The organism is Roseibium aggregatum (assembly GCF_017309185.1).
Taxonomy (GTDB): domain Bacteria; phylum Pseudomonadota; class Alphaproteobacteria; order Rhizobiales; family Stappiaceae; genus Roseibium; species Roseibium aggregatum_B.
Genome location: NZ_JAEKJZ010000001.1, coordinates 2,283,756 through 2,302,199, shown reverse-complemented (window position 1 = coordinate 2,302,199; position 18,444 = coordinate 2,283,756). Strand labels below are relative to the sequence as shown.

General features: G+C 59.1%; 20 protein-coding genes. 14 read left to right on the top strand and 6 right to left on the bottom strand.

Annotated features, from left to right (window positions below; genetic code table 11):
• Positions 1 to 146 precede the first annotated feature (146 nt).
• The 5 genes from JF539_RS09975 to JF539_RS09955 all read left to right on the top strand — a co-directional run bounded on the left by JF539_RS09975 (position 147) and on the right by JF539_RS09955 (position 2,930).
• Positions 147 to 395, top strand: coding sequence for a GlsB/YeaQ/YmgE family stress response membrane protein (locus JF539_RS09975; protein ID WP_207140128.1), 249 nt, complete (start codon positions 147 to 149; stop codon positions 393 to 395).
• Between the two features lie 341 nt (positions 396 to 736).
• Positions 737 to 976: a GlsB/YeaQ/YmgE family stress response membrane protein gene (locus JF539_RS09970; protein WP_207140127.1), complete on the top strand. Its 240-nt coding sequence runs from the start codon at positions 737 to 739 to the stop codon at positions 974 to 976.
• Entirely contained in the window at positions 973 to 1,413 is a 441-nt protein-coding gene (locus JF539_RS09965) for an acyl-CoA thioesterase (protein ID WP_207140126.1), read from the top strand. Before JF539_RS09970 ends, JF539_RS09965 begins: the two co-directional genes overlap by 4 nt.
• Before the next feature lie 57 nt (positions 1,414 to 1,470).
• Positions 1,471 to 2,445 carry a lipoyl synthase gene (lipA, locus tag JF539_RS09960; protein ID WP_207140125.1) on the top strand — a complete coding sequence of 325 codons (975 nt, stop codon included), beginning with the start codon at positions 1,471 to 1,473 and terminating at the stop codon, positions 2,443 to 2,445.
• 32 nt (positions 2,446 to 2,477) lie between these two features.
• Positions 2,478 to 2,930, top strand: a complete 453-nt coding sequence (locus JF539_RS09955) for a type II toxin-antitoxin system RatA family toxin (RefSeq protein ID WP_207140124.1) — start codon at positions 2,478 to 2,480, stop codon at positions 2,928 to 2,930.
• A gap of 3 nt (positions 2,931 to 2,933) precedes the next feature.
• Here JF539_RS09955 and JF539_RS09950 read toward each other — a convergent pair whose 3' ends face one another.
• From JF539_RS09950 to JF539_RS28115, 5 genes are all read right to left on the bottom strand, one after another.
• A complete protein-coding gene (locus JF539_RS09950; protein ID WP_207140123.1) occupies positions 2,934 to 3,368 on the bottom strand; it encodes a hypothetical protein in 435 nt (144 codons plus the stop codon).
• Positions 3,369 to 3,469: 101 nt separating this feature from the next.
• Positions 3,470 to 3,940, bottom strand: a complete 471-nt coding sequence (locus tag JF539_RS09945; protein ID WP_207140122.1) for a hypothetical protein — start codon at positions 3,938 to 3,940, stop codon at positions 3,470 to 3,472.
• A gap of 166 nt (positions 3,941 to 4,106) precedes the next feature.
• Positions 4,107 to 4,550 carry a hypothetical protein gene (locus JF539_RS09940; RefSeq protein ID WP_207140121.1) on the bottom strand — a complete coding sequence of 148 codons (444 nt, stop codon included), beginning with the start codon at positions 4,548 to 4,550 and terminating at the stop codon, positions 4,107 to 4,109.
• A 103-nt stretch (positions 4,551 to 4,653) separates the two neighbouring features.
• Positions 4,654 to 5,163, bottom strand: a complete 510-nt coding sequence (locus tag JF539_RS09935; protein WP_207140120.1) for a CinA family protein — start codon at positions 5,161 to 5,163, stop codon at positions 4,654 to 4,656.
• 90 nt (positions 5,164 to 5,253) lie between these two features.
• Positions 5,254 to 5,394, bottom strand: a complete 141-nt coding sequence (locus tag JF539_RS28115; protein ID WP_207140921.1) for a 2-C-methyl-D-erythritol 4-phosphate cytidylyltransferase — start codon at positions 5,392 to 5,394, stop codon at positions 5,254 to 5,256.
• A 394-nt stretch (positions 5,395 to 5,788) separates the two neighbouring features.
• On the opposite strand from JF539_RS28115, the gene dusB reads away from it, so the two are divergent.
• The 9 genes from dusB to hflX all read left to right on the top strand — a co-directional run bounded on the left by dusB (position 5,789) and on the right by hflX (position 17,482).
• A complete protein-coding gene (dusB, locus tag JF539_RS09925) occupies positions 5,789 to 6,808 on the top strand; it encodes a tRNA dihydrouridine synthase DusB (protein ID WP_236042459.1) in 1,020 nt (339 codons plus the stop codon).
• Positions 6,805 to 7,956 (top strand): two-component system sensor histidine kinase NtrB, encoded by a 1,152-nt coding sequence (locus JF539_RS09920; protein WP_207140118.1) that lies wholly within the window; start codon positions 6,805 to 6,807, stop codon positions 7,954 to 7,956. Before dusB ends, JF539_RS09920 begins: the two co-directional genes overlap by 4 nt.
• A 2-nt stretch (positions 7,957 to 7,958) precedes the next feature.
• The gene (gene ntrC / locus JF539_RS09915; protein WP_207140920.1) at positions 7,959 to 9,398 is read left to right on the top strand and encodes a nitrogen regulation protein NR(I); all 1,440 of its coding nucleotides are present in this window, start codon (positions 7,959 to 7,961) and stop codon (positions 9,396 to 9,398) included.
• Between the two features lie 220 nt (positions 9,399 to 9,618).
• Positions 9,619 to 11,883: a sensor histidine kinase NtrY-like gene (locus JF539_RS09910; RefSeq protein WP_207140117.1), complete on the top strand. Its 2,265-nt coding sequence runs from the start codon at positions 9,619 to 9,621 to the stop codon at positions 11,881 to 11,883.
• Complete coding sequence (locus JF539_RS09905) at positions 11,873 to 13,240, top strand: sigma-54-dependent transcriptional regulator (protein ID WP_207140116.1); 1,368 nt, start codon at positions 11,873 to 11,875, stop codon at positions 13,238 to 13,240. Before JF539_RS09910 ends, JF539_RS09905 begins: the two co-directional genes overlap by 11 nt.
• Before the next feature lie 48 nt (positions 13,241 to 13,288).
• Positions 13,289 to 14,665, top strand: coding sequence for a Trk system potassium transporter TrkA (trkA, locus tag JF539_RS09900; RefSeq protein ID WP_207140115.1), 1,377 nt, complete (start codon positions 13,289 to 13,291; stop codon positions 14,663 to 14,665).
• Positions 14,666 to 14,767: 102 nt separating this feature from the next.
• Positions 14,768 to 15,631 (top strand): D-amino-acid transaminase, encoded by an 864-nt coding sequence (locus JF539_RS09895; RefSeq protein ID WP_207140114.1) that lies wholly within the window; start codon positions 14,768 to 14,770, stop codon positions 15,629 to 15,631.
• Between the two features lie 183 nt (positions 15,632 to 15,814).
• Entirely contained in the window at positions 15,815 to 16,072 is a 258-nt protein-coding gene (gene hfq, locus JF539_RS09890; protein ID WP_187300740.1) for an RNA chaperone Hfq, read from the top strand.
• A 90-nt stretch (positions 16,073 to 16,162) separates the two neighbouring features.
• Positions 16,163 to 17,482 carry a GTPase HflX gene (gene hflX / locus JF539_RS09885; protein ID WP_419247668.1) on the top strand — a complete coding sequence of 440 codons (1,320 nt, stop codon included), beginning with the start codon at positions 16,163 to 16,165 and terminating at the stop codon, positions 17,480 to 17,482.
• Here the strand turns inward: hflX and mazG are convergent, their stop codons facing one another.
• Positions 17,483 to 18,304 carry a nucleoside triphosphate pyrophosphohydrolase gene (gene mazG / locus JF539_RS09880; protein WP_207140113.1) on the bottom strand — a complete coding sequence of 274 codons (822 nt, stop codon included), beginning with the start codon at positions 18,302 to 18,304 and terminating at the stop codon, positions 17,483 to 17,485.
• Positions 18,305 to 18,444 lie beyond the last annotated feature (140 nt).

The window sequence follows — 18,444 nt, the reverse complement described above, 5'->3', positions numbered from 1 at the left end:
AGTATCCTTGGACCCTGACGGCGAAACGGGTAACGTAGGACTGTCGGGGTCGGATCCGGACCAATCTTTATCTCAGATCGTCATGCGACTGCAGAACTGTTGGCCGACCCTGTGAGACAGGCAGCTTACGAAGGGAGCCTTCAGGCATGGATGTCAAAGCAATTCTGATCTGGGTGGCTATCGGCATCATTGCCGGCTGGCTTGCGAGTGTCGTTGTCGGCGGTGGCGGCCTGATCCGCTATCTGATCACGGGTCTGATCGGGGCCTTTATCGGCGGGTTTCTGTTCAAGCTTGTCGGCGTGAACGTCAATCTCGGCAATCCTTACGTGAACGAGATCGTGGTGGCCGCGGTCGGCGCAATTGTTGTCGTTCTTCTCGCACGGCTGATTGCTTGACCGACCCAGTCAACGGCGGATGATCAATTTTCTCGAACTAATCGGGGCACTAGGTGACCTCCTGAAGCTCCTGAACTTTCCCTCTGAAAAGGTTCCAGAGTCCGAGAAAAAACGTCGCAAAAAGTTGTACTGGGGTGGTTACGTCTTTGGGGTGGTCGGGGCCGGTCTTGGGGTCAAACTTGTGTCCAGGCTTGAGGTCTCCGGCATAACGAATTATGCCCTTTGGCTTGTCGCAGCCGTCACCGGTTTCTTTCCGTGCCTGGTCATTTGGCGAAGGATTCTCGGCTAGGCTCTGTCATCAAACCCAGCTCGGCTGGTTGAGGTACTAAGGAGTGCCCGAGATGGGCCTGATCGTTTCAATTGTTATCGGCCTCATCGCGGGCGCCGTCGCGCACCGGGTGCTCAACAGCCGTGGGGGCTTCCTGGGTAGTCTTGTCGTCGGTCTTTTCGGGGCGCTTGTCGGCGGCGAGCTGGCATCGCTCTTCAATCTGAACATGACCGGCGGACTTCTCGACCGGCTGATCGTCGCGACCCTGGGTGCGATCCTGTTCCTGTTCGTCTGGAAAAAGGTTTTCAAGTGACAGTTCTGCCCGAAGGCTTTGCAGCAGTTTCAGATTTCCCGGTTAGCGCGAAGGACACAATCAGATACGGAGATACCGACCGGCAGGGTCACGTCAACAACGCGGTGTTTTCGACCTTTCTGGAAACGGGCCGGGTCGACTTTCTCTACCGGGAAAATCTGACGGAGACCGGTGCGGCTTTCGTGATCGCGCGACTGGAGCTCGATTTCCTGGGAGAGATCAACTGGCCGGGGGATGTCGAGATCGGGACGGCCGTGCTCGAGGTCGGGCGCAGTTCCTTCAAGCTCTATCAGAAGGTCTTTCAAAACGGCGTCGCCGTCGCGCAGGCAGTGAATGTTTGCGTTCAGATGAACGAAGAAACCCGGAAGTCCCAGCCTCTTTCGGAAAAAGCCCGGCAGCGGCTGAAAGAATTGACCAGACATGCACCCGCGACATAACTGGCTCTACAGCTTTATGCCTTGACCTTGACCGGGAATAACGACACTTAAAAGCTCATGGTTACGATCGTCGACACGCTCAATCGCCCGCAAAACAGTTCAGAAGCGCGGCCGCGCCATCCGGAAAAGGCGCACCGCCCGGACAACCCGGTACAGCGCAAGCCGAAATGGATCCGCGTCAAGGCGCCGACTTCGCCGGTTTACCGCGAAACTCAGGACTTGGTACGCGCCAACAATCTCGTTACGGTGTGCGAGGAGGCCGGCTGTCCGAACATCGGCGAGTGCTGGTCGAAGAAGCACGCCAGTTTCATGATCCTGGGCGATACCTGCACACGCGCCTGTGCCTTCTGCAATGTGCGGACCGGGATGCCCGGACCTGTCGATCCGAAAGAAGCGCAAGGGGTCGCGGATGCCGTCGCGGCAATGGGGCTGGAGCATGTGGTCATCACGTCCGTGGACCGGGACGATCTCGACGATGGCGGCGCGAAACATTTCGCCGACGTGATTTCGGCGATCCGCGCGACATCGCCTTCAACGACGATCGAGGTGCTGACACCGGATTTCCTTCGCAAGGACGGCGCGCTCGAAATCGTCGTGGAGGCGCGTCCCGATGTTTTCAACCACAACCTTGAAACCGTTCCCTCAAAATATCTGAAGGTCCGCCCTGGTGCGCGGTATTTCCACTCCGTGCGCCTCCTTCAGAAGGTGAAGGAGCTGGACGACGAGATGTTCACGAAGTCCGGGATCATGGTCGGGCTTGGCGAGGAACGCAACGAAGTGCTTCAGCTCATGGACGACCTCAGGGCCGCTGACGTGGACTTCCTGACGATCGGGCAGTATCTGCAGCCCTCCAAGAAACACCATCCGGTCCTGTCCTTCGTAACGCCGGAGGAATTCAAGGGCTATGAGCGGATTGCCTATGCCAAGGGCTTCCTGAAGGTCTCGGCGACGCCATTGACCCGTTCATCGCATCATGCCGGCGAGGACTTCGCGGATCTGCGTGCTGCCCGCAAGGCCAAGCTCGGCCGGTAAGGCCCGTTTCGCGAAAGGGGGCGTTTTCGGGCATGCCTAGTTTCTCATCCGAGCACAAAGTCAACCACAACGCGGAGGACATGTTCAGCCTTGTCGCCGACGTTGAACAGTATCCGGAATTCGTGCCGCTGTGCAGGGATCTGCATATTCGCGGCCGGAAGGATCTGGGCGATGGACGAAGCGTGCTGATTGCCGACATGACGGTCGCCTACAAGCTCTTCAAGGAGACCTTTACCAGCCGCGTGGAGCTCGATCCGGAAAACAGAACGATCCTGGTGGAATATCTGGACGGACCGTTCAAGCATCTGGAAAACAAATGGACCTTCGTGGACGGCGGGGAAAAAGCCTGTACGGTCGGTTTTTATATTTCCTACGAATTCCGCAGTAAAACCCTCGGATCGCTCATGGGCGTGATGTTCGACAAGGCCTTTCGCAGATTTTCGAACGCGTTTGAAGAACGCGCCGACAAGGTCTACGGAACCTGAGGTTCATTTATACTGCTTGAAAGCGTCGCGAATGGTTCTGATCCGGCTCGGTTTCGCGGCTTGCGGCGAGTCCTTCTCGCGAATGGCCTTCAGTTCGAGGCGTTTCAGACCAAGATCGTCGAGTGTGGCAAAGGCGTCTTTGTCCGAGCAGATCACCCGGCGGTTGTCACCGTCGTTTTCTTCCAGGAAGAGGTCGTTGCCGGCGGCGGTCTGTTGTTCCGTCCACAATACCGTGTTCGAGGTCACCCAGAAGGTCCGGTCGCAGTAGAGGGCTGCGTGATAGCCTTTTTTGGGCGCGGTCAGGATTTCGTGAAACCCTGTAAAACTGCCGTTGGTGTAGTGGGATCTGATGTAATAGTCACTTTGTCCGAGCGCGTGGCCGGACAGGAGAACGCTGGATCCGAAAGTGATGACCATAACTGCAATGGAGCGTTTCATCTCCGGAGTCCTTCGGTTTATTTCCTCAATTTTCCTTCTGCATTGCTAAGACTATAGACACGTCAGCTTACCTGAGCCTTACCGGACCGGGTGCGCGCTCTTTATTTGTCGTGATACGACTTGGCCATTTCCTGGGCAGTCTTGAATGATTTCCGAATGGCCGCGAACCGATTGATCTTCGGTTCCGTCGGGCCGTCATTGTACATGACCATCCGCGGGTCTTCCGAAATGCCAAGATCTTTCAAGGTGACCTGTTCCTCAGGGTGTTCGCAAATCGGACGCCAGCCCTTGCCCCAGTTATGCTCTACCTTGACCACGTATTCGTTTTCGACCTCGACCTGGGTCCAGGCAACGGTCGCGTAGCGAACCCAATATGACCGGCCGCAATACTGAACCTCGACCAATCCGTCGGCCTTGCGGTTGTAGATCCGGTGTGATCCGCGGAACATCCGGCCGTCGTCTCTGGAAATGATGTAGATATCGCCTTTTCGCGGAAGTTCGCCTCCGGCGTGTGCACAGGTGTGCGCGAGAAAAAACGCAGCGAGCGCAAGAAACGTCTTTTGGACTGACATATCCCAATTCCTTCAGCGCGAACTCATTTCGCGTTGTATATTTTACCTAGCCGGACAATAGGTGCGAAGATTTGCGATCGGATTTCGATCCATCGCCGCGTTTTACTAAAGTTTTACCGATTTTTTGTTCGGCCGGCTGGACGCAGCGGACCGGAGCGTCAACGCCTTACGGCGTATGATATGTGGTGTCGAAACCCGACCCTATGGCGGACAGCCGGTTTTGCGAATTGGTGCGAACCGCGGCTTGCGCCAGCAAATCCTCCGGGTGAACATCTATGCCGAGATCCTTTAGGGTAACCTGGCGTTCCGGACCCGCGCAGATCGGGCGCCACCCGCGTCCGAAATTGTATTCGATCTGCACCCTGTGCCCACGCTGGGATTCCACCTGGGTCCAGGCGACGGAGTTGCTGCGGACGAAGTAGCGTCGGTTGCAATAGGAAACCTTGCTCAGGCCTTCGGCATAGTCCGTGAAAAGCTTGTGGCTGCCGACGAACAGTCCATCCCGGTCCCGTGAGATGAGAAAGAAATCTCCCTGCTTCGGAATCGCGTCGGCGAATGCCGCGCTCCCAAGACCAAGTATGCCGGCGGCGAGGATCGCAATGCGTTTCATTTCAAGCTTTCTGAGGTTCCGTTGAGGTCAGTTTTGCGCGAACTATAGTGATGACGAATACGGAAGCCAGCGGCAACTCGAGCCAGAGTAAATGAGGATTTACTCAGTCGAGTGCATTTAGAATTGAGGTCAGGGCGGTCCTTATGGTTTCCAGCCTGATCGATTTTCGGCCCCGGTCGGCGAACCAGCAATGCAGGTGGGCGGTGGGCCTGTCCCTGACGGCGACGGCGACATGCACGGTGCCGACCGGTTTTTCAGCACTTCCACCGCCGGGACCGGCGATTCCGGTAACCGAGACGGCGATATCCGCGTGCGAGCGTGCCAATGCGCCTTCCGCCATGGCGATCGCCACGTCCTTGCTGACGGCGCCAACCTTCTTGATCAGGTCCGGCGAAACGCCCAGGAGCTCGCTCTTGGCTTCGTTGGAGTAGGTCACGAACCCTCTGTCAACGGCGGCGGAAGACCCCGAGATCTCTGTGAGGGTGCCGCAGATCAGTCCTCCGGTGCACGATTCTGCCGTGGCCACCATTTTTTTTCGGGCGATCAGCTCCTCCAGGACGGTAACGGCCAGGGGGGTCAGATCCTCAAGGCTGTCAGGTGTCTTGTCTGTCATGGCTCTGCTCATTCGTTGTCGTTGAAAGGTCTGTGGACTGCCGCGCAGGCAAGTCCGGCCTGAGTGCCGTCCGCATCCATATCCGCTTTTTCATGCAACGACCGACAGAGCGGGAAAGACGAAGAGGCGGGCGGTCTCGTGAAACAGGACATGTTCGGCATCGGTATTTGACAGTGCCTTGAGACCCTCGTAAACGCTTTCCTGCCTGGATGAGCCTCCCGGGACGGTAATCCGGAGTTGTCATTCACGTGTTTTCCCGATGAGGCGACCGCGTCAGAGTGGTTGTTGCTCCGTTCGGGTGAAAGACGGTTGCAATGTGGTTGTGAGAGGGATGACTCGCAAGCGCGATAAGAGTATGTGACGGAGCAGTCCGGCAAGCCAGACGAGGATACGCGCTCAGTGTCTATTCAGGAGCCGCCAGGCAAGTGCCGAGTTCAGCAGCAAAAACGAGAATTGCCGCCGTATTAGTCATTCCCGAGCTCCTTCTCGCTGGCGCCAACCGCGTCGTCTTAACCGTTTTTATCGAAGAACTTGTTCGGACCGCAATTTTTGACTTGTTGCATTGCGTGAATTGTCTACAATATAGGCAACTCAGAAATTGCACAGACAATAAGCAGTCTATTCCCTGGTGTTGCTGTTGATGAAACCTCTGTCGATTGGACGACATACATTGCTCAACCGGGCTGTGCTTGCTCCCATGTCGGGGGTCACGGATCTCCCGTTTCGCAAGCTCGCGGCGCGCCATGGCGCCGGGATGGTCGTCAGTGAAATGGTCGCCAGCGAATCCTTCGTCAAGGGGGATGCGGAAACGCAGATGCGTGCCGAATCTCAGGAGACCGGTCTTCACGTGGTTCAGCTCGCGGGCCGGGAGGCCCGCTGGATGGGCGAGGCGGCCAGGGTCGTCGCGGACCTTGGCGCGGATGTTGTCGACATCAACATGGGGTGTCCGGCCAAGAAGGTGACGTCCGGCCTGTCCGGATCGGCCCTCATGCGGAACCTTGATCACGCGCTGACCCTGATCGAGGCAACCGTAGATGCGGTGGATGTCCCTGTCACCCTGAAGATGCGCCTCGGCTGGGACGAGACGTCCCTTAACGCGCCGGAGCTGGCGCGGCGCGCGCAAGATGCAGGGGTTCAGCTGATTACGGTTCACGGACGTACGCGGTGCCAGTTCTACAAGGGCAAGGCGGATTGGGCCGCGATTTCGAAAGTGAAGCAATCGGTGACAATTCCGGTCATCGCCAACGGTGACTGCAAGGAGGCTCGGGACGCGGTCAGCATGCTGGAACAGTCCGGAGCCGATGGTGTGATGATTGGCCGTGGGGCCTACGGACGCCCGTGGCTGCCCGGGCACATCGGGCATTACCTGGCGACGGGGGAACGGCTTTCACCACCCGGCGGGCGTGAGCTCTCCGACCTTGTCGGCGGTCACTACGAAGACATGCTTCAGCATTACGGGCCCGTTGCGGGCGTGCGCATCGCGCGCAAGCACATCGGCTGGTACATCGACGAAGCCGTTACTCAAGGCGCGGATCCAATGCCGACGTCGCTCAGGAAAACGCTTATGAGTTCCAATCAGCCTTGCGAGGTGTTGCGCCTTGCGACCGATTGGTTTTCCTCCTCAAACGAACGGGAAGCCGCGTGACGACGACAAAGTCCCCGACGGGCCGGACAGCCGCACTTGCCAGTGACGGGCCGACCATCCTGGATGCCCTTCCGCATCCGGTTTTACTGGTCGCCCCAGACGGCGTCATCGAATCGGCCAATATGGCGGCCGAAATCTTCATGCGCTCGAGCGTGTCGGTTCTGCGCCGCTATCCTATCAGCGAATTTGTCCCCTTCGGCAGTCCCTTGCTGACGCTCATCGAGCAAGTGCGCGAGCGCAGCGCTCCGGTCAATGAATACAAGGTGGATATCGGTTCCCCGCGGATCGGAGCGCCAAAGGTGGTCGACATCAACGCGGCGCCCGTCGCTGAGCGACCCGGGGCCGTTGTGCTGATGTTCCAAGAACGCACGATGGCGGAAAAGATCGACCGGCAACTGACGTCGCGCGGCGCGGCGCGCACGGTGACCGGGCTGGCGGCGATGCTGGCACATGAGATCAAGAACCCGCTTTCTGGAATTCGCGGCGCGGCCCAGCTTCTCGAGCAGTCCGTCCCGAACGAGGACCGGGCGCTGACCCGTTTGATCATGGACGAGACCGACCGGATCGTGAAATTGGTCGACCGGATGGAGGTTTTTTCAGACGAACGGCCGATCGAGCGGGAGCCGGTCAATATTCACGTCGTTCTGGATCACGTGAAACGGCTGGCCGACAGCGGATTTGCCCGGGGAAAACGGATTGTCGAGACATACGATCCCTCGCTTCCGCCGGTCTACGCGAACAAGGACCAGTTGATTCAGGTCTTTCTCAATCTGATAAAGAATGCCAGCGAGGCCATAGGCGACGATCCGGACGGCGAGATCCGCATTTCGACCGCTTTCCGGCCGGGCGTGCGTCTCTCCGTTCCCGGAACGGACGAGAAGGTCAGCCTGCCGCTCGAGTTTTGCGTTCAGGATAACGGCCCGGGCGTCCCGGACGATCTCCTGCCTCATCTTTTCGAGCCATTCATCACGACCAAGACCAACGGATCCGGCCTTGGACTGGCGCTCGTTGCCAAGATCATCGGAGATCATGGCGGCGTTATCGAATGTGACAGCCAGCGTCAGAAAACCGTTTTCCGGATCTTAATGCCAGCTTTCACGGATGCCGCTGCGACGACTTCCGAGCGGACCAGAAAAGGAACTGATTGACCATGCCGACAGGCACGATCTTAGTTGCGGACGACGACGCGGCCATTCGCACCGTCCTCAATCAGGCCCTGTCCCGGGCCGGTTACACCGTCAGACTGACCTCGAACGCGTCGACGCTCTGGCGATGGGTGTCGTCGGGCGACGGCGACCTGGTGATCACCGATGTGGTGATGCCGGACGAGAACATCTTCGACGTTTTGCCGCGCATGAAGAAAATGCGTCCGGAACTGCCCGTTCTGGTGATGAGCGCCCAAAACACGTTCATGACGGCAATCAAGGCGTCGGAGAAGGGGGCTTACGAATATCTTCCCAAGCCGTTCGATCTCAAGGAACTGACCAGCATTGTCCAGCGGGCGCTGGAAGAACCCAAGAAGCGTCCGGCGGTCGATCTCGACGATGCGGGAGAGGGAATGCCGCTGGTCGGACGGTCTCCGGCCATGCAGGAAATCTACCGGGTTCTGGCCCGGCTGATGCAGACCGACCTGACGGTCATGATCAACGGGGAATCCGGAACCGGCAAGGAACTGGTCGCAAGAGCCCTGCACGACTACGGCAAGCGCCGCAACGGTCCGTTCGTGGCCATCAACATGGCAGCGATCCCGCGCGACCTGATTGAAGCGGAACTCTTCGGGCACGAAAAAGGCGCCTTCACCGGTGCTCAGAACCGCAGTTCAGGCCGCTTTGAGCAGGCGGACGGGGGCACATTGTTCCTGGATGAAATCGGCGACATGCCGATGGAGGCCCAGACGCGTCTGCTGCGCGTTCTGCAGCAGGGCGAATACACGACCGTCGGCGGGCGGACGCCGATCAAGACCGATGTCAGGATTATCGCCGCGACCAACAAGGATTTGCGTCACCTGATCAATCAGGGTCTTTTCCGCGAAGACCTTTATTTCCGGCTGAATGTCGTTCCGATCCGTCTGCCGCCGTTGCGCGAACGCGTGGAAGACATTCCTGATCTGGTGCGTCATTTCTTCTCGCTCGTGGAAAAGGAAGGCCTTCCGGCCAAACAGATCGACCAGGGCGCGCTCAACCTGCTGCGCCGTTACCGCTGGCCCGGCAACGTTCGCGAGCTTGAAAACCTGGTCCGGCGACTGGCTGCGCTCTATCCGCAGGACGTGATCAGCGAAAGCCTGCTGGATCATGAACTGAGCCAGCCGACCACCAGTCCGATCGAGGATGAAACGCCCGAGACGGTCAATCTCGGCGGCGCCGTCGAACGTTATCTGGCGGGCTATTTCGAAACCTTCGGGGATGCTTTGCCGCCGCCGGGACTTTACCATCGCATCCTTCGGGAGGTGGAGTACCCCCTGATCAGTGCCGCGCTTGCGGCGACGCGCGGCAATCAGATCAAGGCGGCGGAACTGCTTGGCGTGAACCGGAACACCCTGCGCAAGAAGATCCGGGATCTCGACATTCAGGTCATGCGTTCCACGCGTTAGGCCAAGACCGGTGGTCGTCAACACCATGGAGCGGCAGCGGCCGCCGCAACTCGTCCAATGCTCCCGGTGCTCTGGCTTTCACCGCCGGTTTCAGTCATCCACCGCATTTTTTCCCAGGCCGTCAAATCTGTCTCAATTTCGCAACATTGTGTGGTAACTTTGCCGCAAATGTTGAGGCGCGTCGCCAAGAGTTGAACGGTGACAGGTATTTAGAGGCCGAATGATCCTTGGAGTGAGCGAGAGAGCCGGCGCACGGTCGGGCGGACGGGGAAAACTCTGGCGGCGAGCCGGCCTCGCCATCATGGTGATCGCGCTCGTCTCCATCGGGGTGACCTTCGCGATCCTGATGGGGCTGACCACCATCGATCCGACCCGCGACGTGATCTTGAAGGCCATGGCGATCAACGGTGCCTTGGCCGCGATCCTCCTGTGCCTGATCGCCTTTGAGATCGTGAAGCTCTGGCAAGCGCGGCGCCGCGGCCGAGCCGCGGCACGGCTCCATGTCAGGGTCGTCGCACTCTTCAGTATCGTCGCCGCGGTTCCCGCGGTCCTGATGGCAATCCTTGCGGCAATCACGCTTGACCGGGGACTGGACCGCTGGTTCGAGGAACGGACCCGGCAGATTGTCGATAACGCCCTGACCGTTGCCCAGGCCTATCTCCAGGAGCATGCAAGGGTGTTGCGCGGCGATCTCATCGCCATGACCAACGATATCGACAGGGCCAAGGCCGTCTATGACTTCGAGCCCAGCCGGTTCGATCAGTTTTTTTCCACGCAGGTGTCCTTACGCGGGATCCTCGCCGCCTTTATCCTGAATGAAGACGGAGAGGTGGTGACAAGGGTTGTTCACGATCCAAACGCGAAGATACCTCTGCCGCCAAATGACAGTTTTTCGAAGGCCAAGGAAGGCGCGCCGGTCCTGATTGCGCCAGGGAGTTCCAACCTGGTCGGCGGAATCATGAAACTGTCCGCCTACGACAATTATTATCTCTACGCGGTCCGGGCGATCGATCCGAGGGTTCTCGACTATCTGCGCCTGACCGAACAGGGCGCCTCCCAGTATCAGCAGATGGAAAACAGCCGGTTCGGGGTGCAGGTGGCCTTCGCGCTTGTCTATCTCGGTGTCGCCCTGGTTCTGCTTCTGTCCGCGATCTGGATCGGGTTCGGATTCGCCAACAGCCTGGTCTCGCCCATCAGAACCCTGATTTCCGCGGCTGACGAAGTGTCCAAGGGCAATCTGGCGGTAAAGGTCGAAACGGACAAGGCCGGAGGCGATCTGTCCAATCTCGGGCTCACCTTCAACAAGATGACCGGTCAGTTGCTCGGTCAGCGCGATGCCCTGCTGGCGGCAAACGAGCAGATCGACCGAAGGCGCCGGTTCAACGAAGCGGTTCTGTCGGGGGTTTCCACCGGTGTGATCGGCGTGGACGACGAGGCGTCGATCATGCTGATCAACAGGTCCGCCCTGGAACTTCTTCAGCTTGACGAGGTGCAGATCCTGAACCGGTCGTTGATCGAAGTCGTGCCGGAACTGGCCGACTGCATCTCCGATGCCCTGAAAAACGACACGGACCGTCTTCCGGAAACGCAAATCGAGATCACGCGGGAAGGGCGCCTGCGGACGATCAACGTGAGAATCACTCAAGAGCAGTCAACGCGTCGGGAACATGGGTTCGTGGTCACGCTCGACGATATCACGGACCTCGTGTCGGCCCAGCGCAACTCCGCCTGGGCCGATGTGGCCCGCCGCATCGCGCATGAGATCAAGAACCCCCTGACACCGATCCAGCTTTCCGCGGAGCGGATCCGGCGGCGTTACGGCAAACGGATCGAGGAAGACCGGCAGGTGTTCGATCAGTGTATCGACACGATTGTCCGTCAGGTCGGCGATATCGGGCAAATGGTGGATGAATTTTCATCCTTCGCGCGCATGCGCAAACCGACGAAGTCCGCGGGCGACCTCAGGGAAGCCGTCCGGGACGCCGCCTTCATGCAGTCGGTTGCAAATCCGGAGATCAGCGTGACCGCCCAGGTGCCCGAGGCTCCCGTCAAAGCCGTGTTCGATGCCCGTCTGGTCGGTCAGGCGCTGACCAATGTGGTGAAAAACGCGACCGAGGCTGTCGCCGCGCGAACCGGGGATGAGCTGCCGAAGGGCAAGGTCACGGTTTATCTGCGCGGCGAAACACAGGACAGCGGCGGGCGGATCGTGATCGACGTGATTGACAATGGTGTCGGTCTGCCGGAAGAAAACCGCAGCCGGTTGCTTGAGCCCTATATGACGACACGGGAAAAGGGCACTGGCCTCGGTCTCGCCATTGTCCGGAAAATTCTCGAAGACCATGGCGGCGGCATCGAGTTGCTCGATGCGCCCAAGTCCGGTCCGGACGACACGGGTACGCTCGTGCGGTTGACCCTGGCCGCGGACGCTAAAATTGAACCGGAAACCGAAATCGAAGAGCAGACAGTGACAGCTCATGGCGCATGATATTCTTGTCGTAGACGACGAAACCGATATTCGCGAAATGATCGCCGGTATTCTGGATGACGAGGGCTACGGCACCCGGACCGCCCACGATTCCGACAGCGCGCTTGCTGCCGTCAAGGAGCGCAAGCCTTCGCTTGTGGTTCTCGACATCTGGCTCCAGGGCAGCCGGCTCGACGGGCTGGCTTTGCTCGACGTCCTCAAGGAAACCGATCCGGACCTGCCGGTCGTGATCATTTCCGGTCATGGCAACATCGAAACCGCCGTCTCGGCGATCAAGCGCGGTGCCTATGACTATATCGAGAAGCCGTTCAAATCGGACAGGCTGATCCTGATCGTCGAACGGGCCCTTGAGGCCTCGAGCCTGAAACGGGAGGTCCGCGACCTCCGTCAGCGGAGCGGCGAGACGAGCGATATCGTCGGAAATTCCTCCGCGGCCCATAATCTTCGTCAGACAATCCAGAAGATCGCCGGCACGAACAGTCGTATCCTCATCGTCGGCCCTTCCGGTGCGGGCAAGGAACGGGCCGCGCGGATGATTCACGATCTGTCGCCGCGGATCAAAAGCCCGTTTGTCGTCCTGAACGCCGCCACGATCACGCCGGCGCGCATGGAGGAAGAGCTCTTCGGGATCGAAGACGAGCACGGCAATCTGAGGAAGATCGGGGCGCTGGAAGAAGCCCACGGAGGCACGCTCTATCTCGACGAAGTCGCGGATATGCCGGCGGAAACCCAAGGAAAAATTCTGCGTGTGCTGGTCGACCAGAGTTTTTCCAGGGTCGGCGGCACCCAGAAGGTCCAGGTCGATATCCGCATCCTGTCCTCGACGTCGAAAAACCTTGAGGAGCATATCGCCTCGGGCCTCTTCAGGCAGGACCTTTATCACAGGCTGAGCGTGGTTCCCTTGCGCGTCCCGGGGCTCGCCGAACGCCGGGAAGACATTCCCGTGCTGGTGGCGCATTTCATGGAACAGATTTCGGCTGCTTCAGGCATTCCCCTGCGGCCGATCGGCGACGACGCAATGGCGGTGCTGCAGACCCACGACTGGCCCGGCAACGTACGCCAGTTGCGCAATAACGTGGAACGGCTGCTCATCTTGAGCCGCGGCGATCCGGACAGCACCATCACCGCAGACCTTCTGCCGTCCGAAATCGGCGAGACGCTTCCCAGCCTGCCGTCGTCCGGGACCGGAGAGCATCTCATGTCCGTCCCGCTTCGCGAGGCGCGCGAAATCTTCGAGCGGGAGTATCTTCAGGCGCAGATCAAAAGATTTGACGGGAATATCTCGCGTACGGCCGAATTTGTCGGTATGGAACGTTCTGCGCTTCACCGGAAGCTGAAAACCTTGGGCATGACCTGAGGCGGTCGGGCGCGGACGGTCATCTTCGGGCGGTAAAGGGGTCTTCCCATGAAAATCGTTATTTGCGGCGCCGGGCAGGTTGGATACGGCATCGCCGAACGTCTCGCCGCCGAACAAAACGATGTATCGGTGATCGATTCCTCCCCGCAGCTGATCAATGCCATCGGCGACCAGCTCGATGTGCGCGGTTTTGTCGGGCACGGCGCCCATCCGGATGTGCTCGCTCAGGCCGGAGCGGAAGAGGCGGACATGATTGTCGCGGTCACGCTCTACGACGAGGTCAACATGGTGGCCTGTCAGGTGGCGCATTCGCTGTTCAATGTTCCAACCAAGGTTGCCCGTATCCGGGCGCAATCCTATCTGCAGGGCCGCTGGCGGAACCTGTTTTCAAGAGACAACATGCCGATCGACGTGATCATCTCGCCGGAGATCGAGGTCGGGGAAATGGTGTTGCGCCGGCTTGCGCTGCCGGGCGCTGTCGAAACGGTCCGCTTTGCCGACGACAATGTGGTGGTGGTCGGCATCATGTGCGAAGAGGACTGTCCGGTGGTCGACACACCGTTGCGACAGCTCACCGAACTGTTTCCGGATCTGGGTGCGGTCGTCGTCGGGCTTTACCGGAACAACCGGCTGTTTGTTCCCAAAAGCAGCGACAGCATCCTGACCGGCGATCTGGCCTATGTGGTCGCGCGCCGCGACCAGGTCCGCAGAACGCTGAGCATTTTCGGGCACGAGGAACCGGAAGCCGGAAAGGTTGTCATCGCCGGTGGCGGCAATATCGGTCTTTACGTGGCAAAAGCGCTGGAACAGCGCCAGAGCGGCACCAAGATCAAGCTGATCGAGGCGTCCCGCGAGCGGGCGATGGCGGTTGCCGACGATCTGAAACGGTCGGTCATCCTGCATGGCAGCGCCCTGGATCAGACCATCCTGAACGAAGCCGATGCCGGTGACGCGGATACGATGGTCGCCCTGACCAATGAGGACGAGGTGAATATCCTGTCTTCGGTCATGGCCAAGAAGCTGGGCTGCAGGCGCTCCCTGTCGCTTTTGAACAATCCGAGCTACCCGGCATTTGCCAATGCGCTCGGGATCGACGCCTTCATCAATCCGCGGGCGGTCACCATATCGCGCATCCTGCAGCATGTCCGCCGGGGCCGCATCCGTGGCGTGCATTCGCTTCAAAACGGTGCCGCGGAAATCGTCGAGGCAGAGGCGCTCGACACGTCTCCGCTGGTCGGGAAGCCGCTCAGGGAAATCGATCTGCCGACCGGCATTCGGGTCGGTGCGGTGTTCAGGGCCGGTGAGGTGCTGACCCCAGACGGCGAGCTGCAGATCCAGGCGCAGGACCGCATCGTCATTTTCGCAGTCGCGAACCGCGTGCGTCAGGTGGAACAGATGTTCCGCGTCAGCCTGGATTTCTTTTAACGCTTTCCATGTCGGTTTCAGGCCTTGCATTTGTCGCGCTGAACGGCCAAAAATATAAATTATACCAAACGGTTCAAATTGAACTGTGCTTCTGGAGGGCTTATGAGCCGGATTGCATATGTCAACGGGCAATATGTGCGTCACGCTGATGCTGCGGTGCACGTTGAAGACCGCGGTTATCAGTTCGCGGACGGTGTCTACGAGGTTTGTGAGGTCTGGCAAGGCAATATCGTCGATGTTCCCCGGCATCTGGACAGGCTCGACAGATCCTTGAAGGAACTCCGGATCGACTGGCCGATGGCCCGGTCCGCGGTGCAGTTTGTCCTGCGCCAGGTCGTTCGGCGCAACAGGGTGGTCAACGGGCTGGTCTATATCCAGGTTACCCGGGGCGTCGCCCGCCGGGATCATTTCTTTCCGTCGGACGATGTCGCGCCGTCCATTGTCGTGACCGCGCGTTCGGCCGATCCGAAAGCCGCGCAGGCTCAGGCCGAAAAAGGTATCGCAGTCGTAAGCTATCCGGAAAACCGTTGGCCAAGGGTGGACATCAAGACCGTCGCCTTGTTGCCGAACGTGCTTGCCAAACAGAACGCCAAGGAAAATGGCGGGAAGGAAGCCTGGTACGTGGACAAAGACGGCAATGTGACCGAAGGTGGGTCGACGAATGCCTGGATCGTGACCAAGGCAGGTGTGCTGGTTACAAGGCCGGCCGAAAGCGGTATCTTGCGAGGCATTACCCGGCAGGCCATACTGGAACTTGTAGCAAGGGAAGGGCTGACGTTCGAGGAGCGGCCCTTCAGTCTGGCGGAAGCCTATGACGCCAAGGAAGCGTTTGTGACGGCTGCCACGACAATCGCCATGCCGGTGACACGGATCGACGATAGAATTGTCGGGAACGGTCATCCGGGTACGGTTGCAACCCGATTGCGCGAAATGTTCCATACTGCTACTGATTTGCAGGCAGTATGATTCGGTGGCCGCAATCGGTCGTTTATGGGAAGAGAATCAGAGCCGGAAGAGCCGGCTCTGTCTGGTGGGCAGAAAGAAGTGGGCGGACGTCAAACCTTAGAGTTTGAAATTGAACGGATTTTGACGGTAAGCTGCTTAAAAACCGGATGCTCGGCCGCATCCGGATAAAACAGGATAAAAAGACTGATGGCTGAGCGCGCACAAAATCTTCAAGACACTTTTCTTAATCACGTTCGCAAACAAAAAACGCCCCTGACGATATTTCTCATCAATGGTGTGAAATTGCAGGGTGTCGTAACTTGGTTCGACAACTTTTGTGTCTTGCTGCGCAGAGACGGGCATTCCCAGCTGGTCTACAAACATGCGATTTCCACAATTATGCCAAACGGACCTGTTCAACTGTTCGATCAGGCTGAGGAAAACGCTGAAAAGGCTAACTGATTGAAACCGAAGTCTCGCGCGGACGATTTTTCAAAATCAAACGGGGCGGAAGAGCCCGGACAAACATCGCTGAGACTGAAAGACACTGGGGTGGATCGTCTGCCCCAGCCGTTTCGTGCTGTCCTTCTCGAGCCGGTGCTGCATATCCGCAGCGAGGCAGCGTCCCATGATCTTCGTGGGAACCGCAGCCCCGAGGCTCGTCTTCAAGAGGCCGTCGGCCTCAGTGCGGCGATCAATCTCAACATCGTTCATTCCGGTGTCGTCAAGGTCAACAGTCCCAAACCGGCCACCCTGTTCGGCGAAGGCAAGGTCGCGGAGCTTGCGGGGATCGTCGCCAGCGAGGAGATCGACCTCGTGGTGGTCGACCATCCTCTGTCGCCGGTGCAGCAGCGCAACCTTGAGCGGCGCCTGAAAACCAAGGTGATCGACCGTACCGGACTGATTCTGGAAATTTTCGGCGACAGGGCGCGCACCAAGGAAGGTCGGCTTCAGGTGGATCTGGCCCATCTGACCTGGCAGAAAAGCCGGCTGGTGCGCTCCTGGACCCACCTGGAGCGCCAGCGCGGCGGGGCGGGTTTCATGGGCGGTCCGGGCGAAACCCAGATCGAGGCCGATCGGCGTCAGATCCAGGACCGCATCATTGCGCTGCAAAAGCAGCTCGAGAGCGTCCGCCGCACCCGGGACCTGCACCGAAAGAAGCGCAAGAAGATCCCGCAGCCGGTTGTCGCGCTGGTCGGTTACACAAACGCCGGAAAGTCGACGCTTTTCAACCGGCTGACGGAATCCGACGTGTTCGCCAAGGATCTCCTGTTCGCGACGCTCGATCCGACCTTGCGCAAGATTACACTGCCGCATGGCCGGGAAGTGATCCTTTCGGATACGGTGGGGTTCATTTCCGATCTGCCGACCCATCTGGTCGCTGCATTCCGGGCGACGCTCGAAGAGGTTCTGGAAGCCGACTTGATCCTGCATGTACGCGATATCTCCCATCCCGATACGGATGCGCAGGCGGAAGACGTCAAGAAAACGCTCAATGATCTCGGTGTCGATGCCCAGACCGGAGCGCCGATTATAGAAGTCTGGAACAAGATCGACTGCCTCGATCCTGCCTACCGGGACAAGCTGCTGAGTGACGCCGGCAGCGAAGGGCCGGTGGCGCTTTCAGCGCTGACAGGCGCGGGGATCGATCAGCTTTCGACACGCATCGATGCCTTTATCGCCCAGCACGACGATGTTCTTTCGGTTCGTATTCCGGTGGAGGAGGGCGCGCTTCTGGCTAAGCTCTACCAGATGGCGGAAGTTCTGGAGCGAACCGACGCGGAGGACTGTGTCTCCGCGGAGGTGCGCGTATCGGACAAGCAGCGCGGTCCTTTCCGAGACACTTTTGGAGCCTTTATCGACAAAGGCTGATCATTTTCCCTTTGCCGCCTGCCAGGCAGACTCCATCTCCTCGAGGCTCATGTCGTCAAGCGTCGTGCCGTTTTCCTTCGCGTGATCCTCAATGGCCGCGAACCGGCGGCGGAACTTTCGGTTGGTCCGGCGCAGGGCTTCTTCCGGATCGATGTCCAGGTGCCGGGCGAGATTGGCGAGGGCAAACAGCGTATCGCCGAGTTCGTCGGTGACCCGGTCCTTGTCCGGCTGTCCTTTCGCCAGTTCCTCGTCAAGCTCATGGGTTTCTTCCCGGATCTTGTCCAGAACCAGGCGTGCATCGTTCCAGTCGAAACCGACCCTGGAGGCACGGTGCTGAAGCTTGTCGGCTTCCTGCAGGGCCGGGAAGGCGGTTGGGACATCGTCCAGAAACCCTTTTTCGGCTTCGGCCAGTCCAAGGGCTGCGCGCGCTGCCCGCTTTTCCGCGCGTTCCTCGGCCTTGATCCGTTCCCAGATTCCCTTGACCAGGTCCGGCTTGTCGCCGTTTTCGTCTCCGAAGACATGCGGGTGCCGGCGGATCAGCTTTTTGGTGATGCCCTCAACGATGTCGCCGAAATCAAAGTGCTCGTCTTCCTCCGCCATGCGGGCGTGATAGACCACCTGAAGCAGCAGGTCGCCGAGTTCCTCCTTGAGTTCGACCAGGTCGTTCTTGGCAATCGCATCCGCGACCTCGTAGGCCTCTTCCAGCGTGTATGGAGCAATCGTCGCGAAGTTCTGCTCAAGATCCCAGGGGCAGCCGGTCACCGGCGTGCGCAGGGCTTCCATGATTTCGATGAGACGGGAAATGTCGCGGCTTGGGGTCATGAAACAGGCCTTGGCGTTTTCAGTTCAATATAGGATTTTGTCGTTCCGGTTGAGGCGAAGCGCAAGGCGGGGATCCAGTAACCCTGGTCTTGACTGTAAGATCCCGACGTCTGTGTTTACTGGTTTCCTGCCTTCGCAGG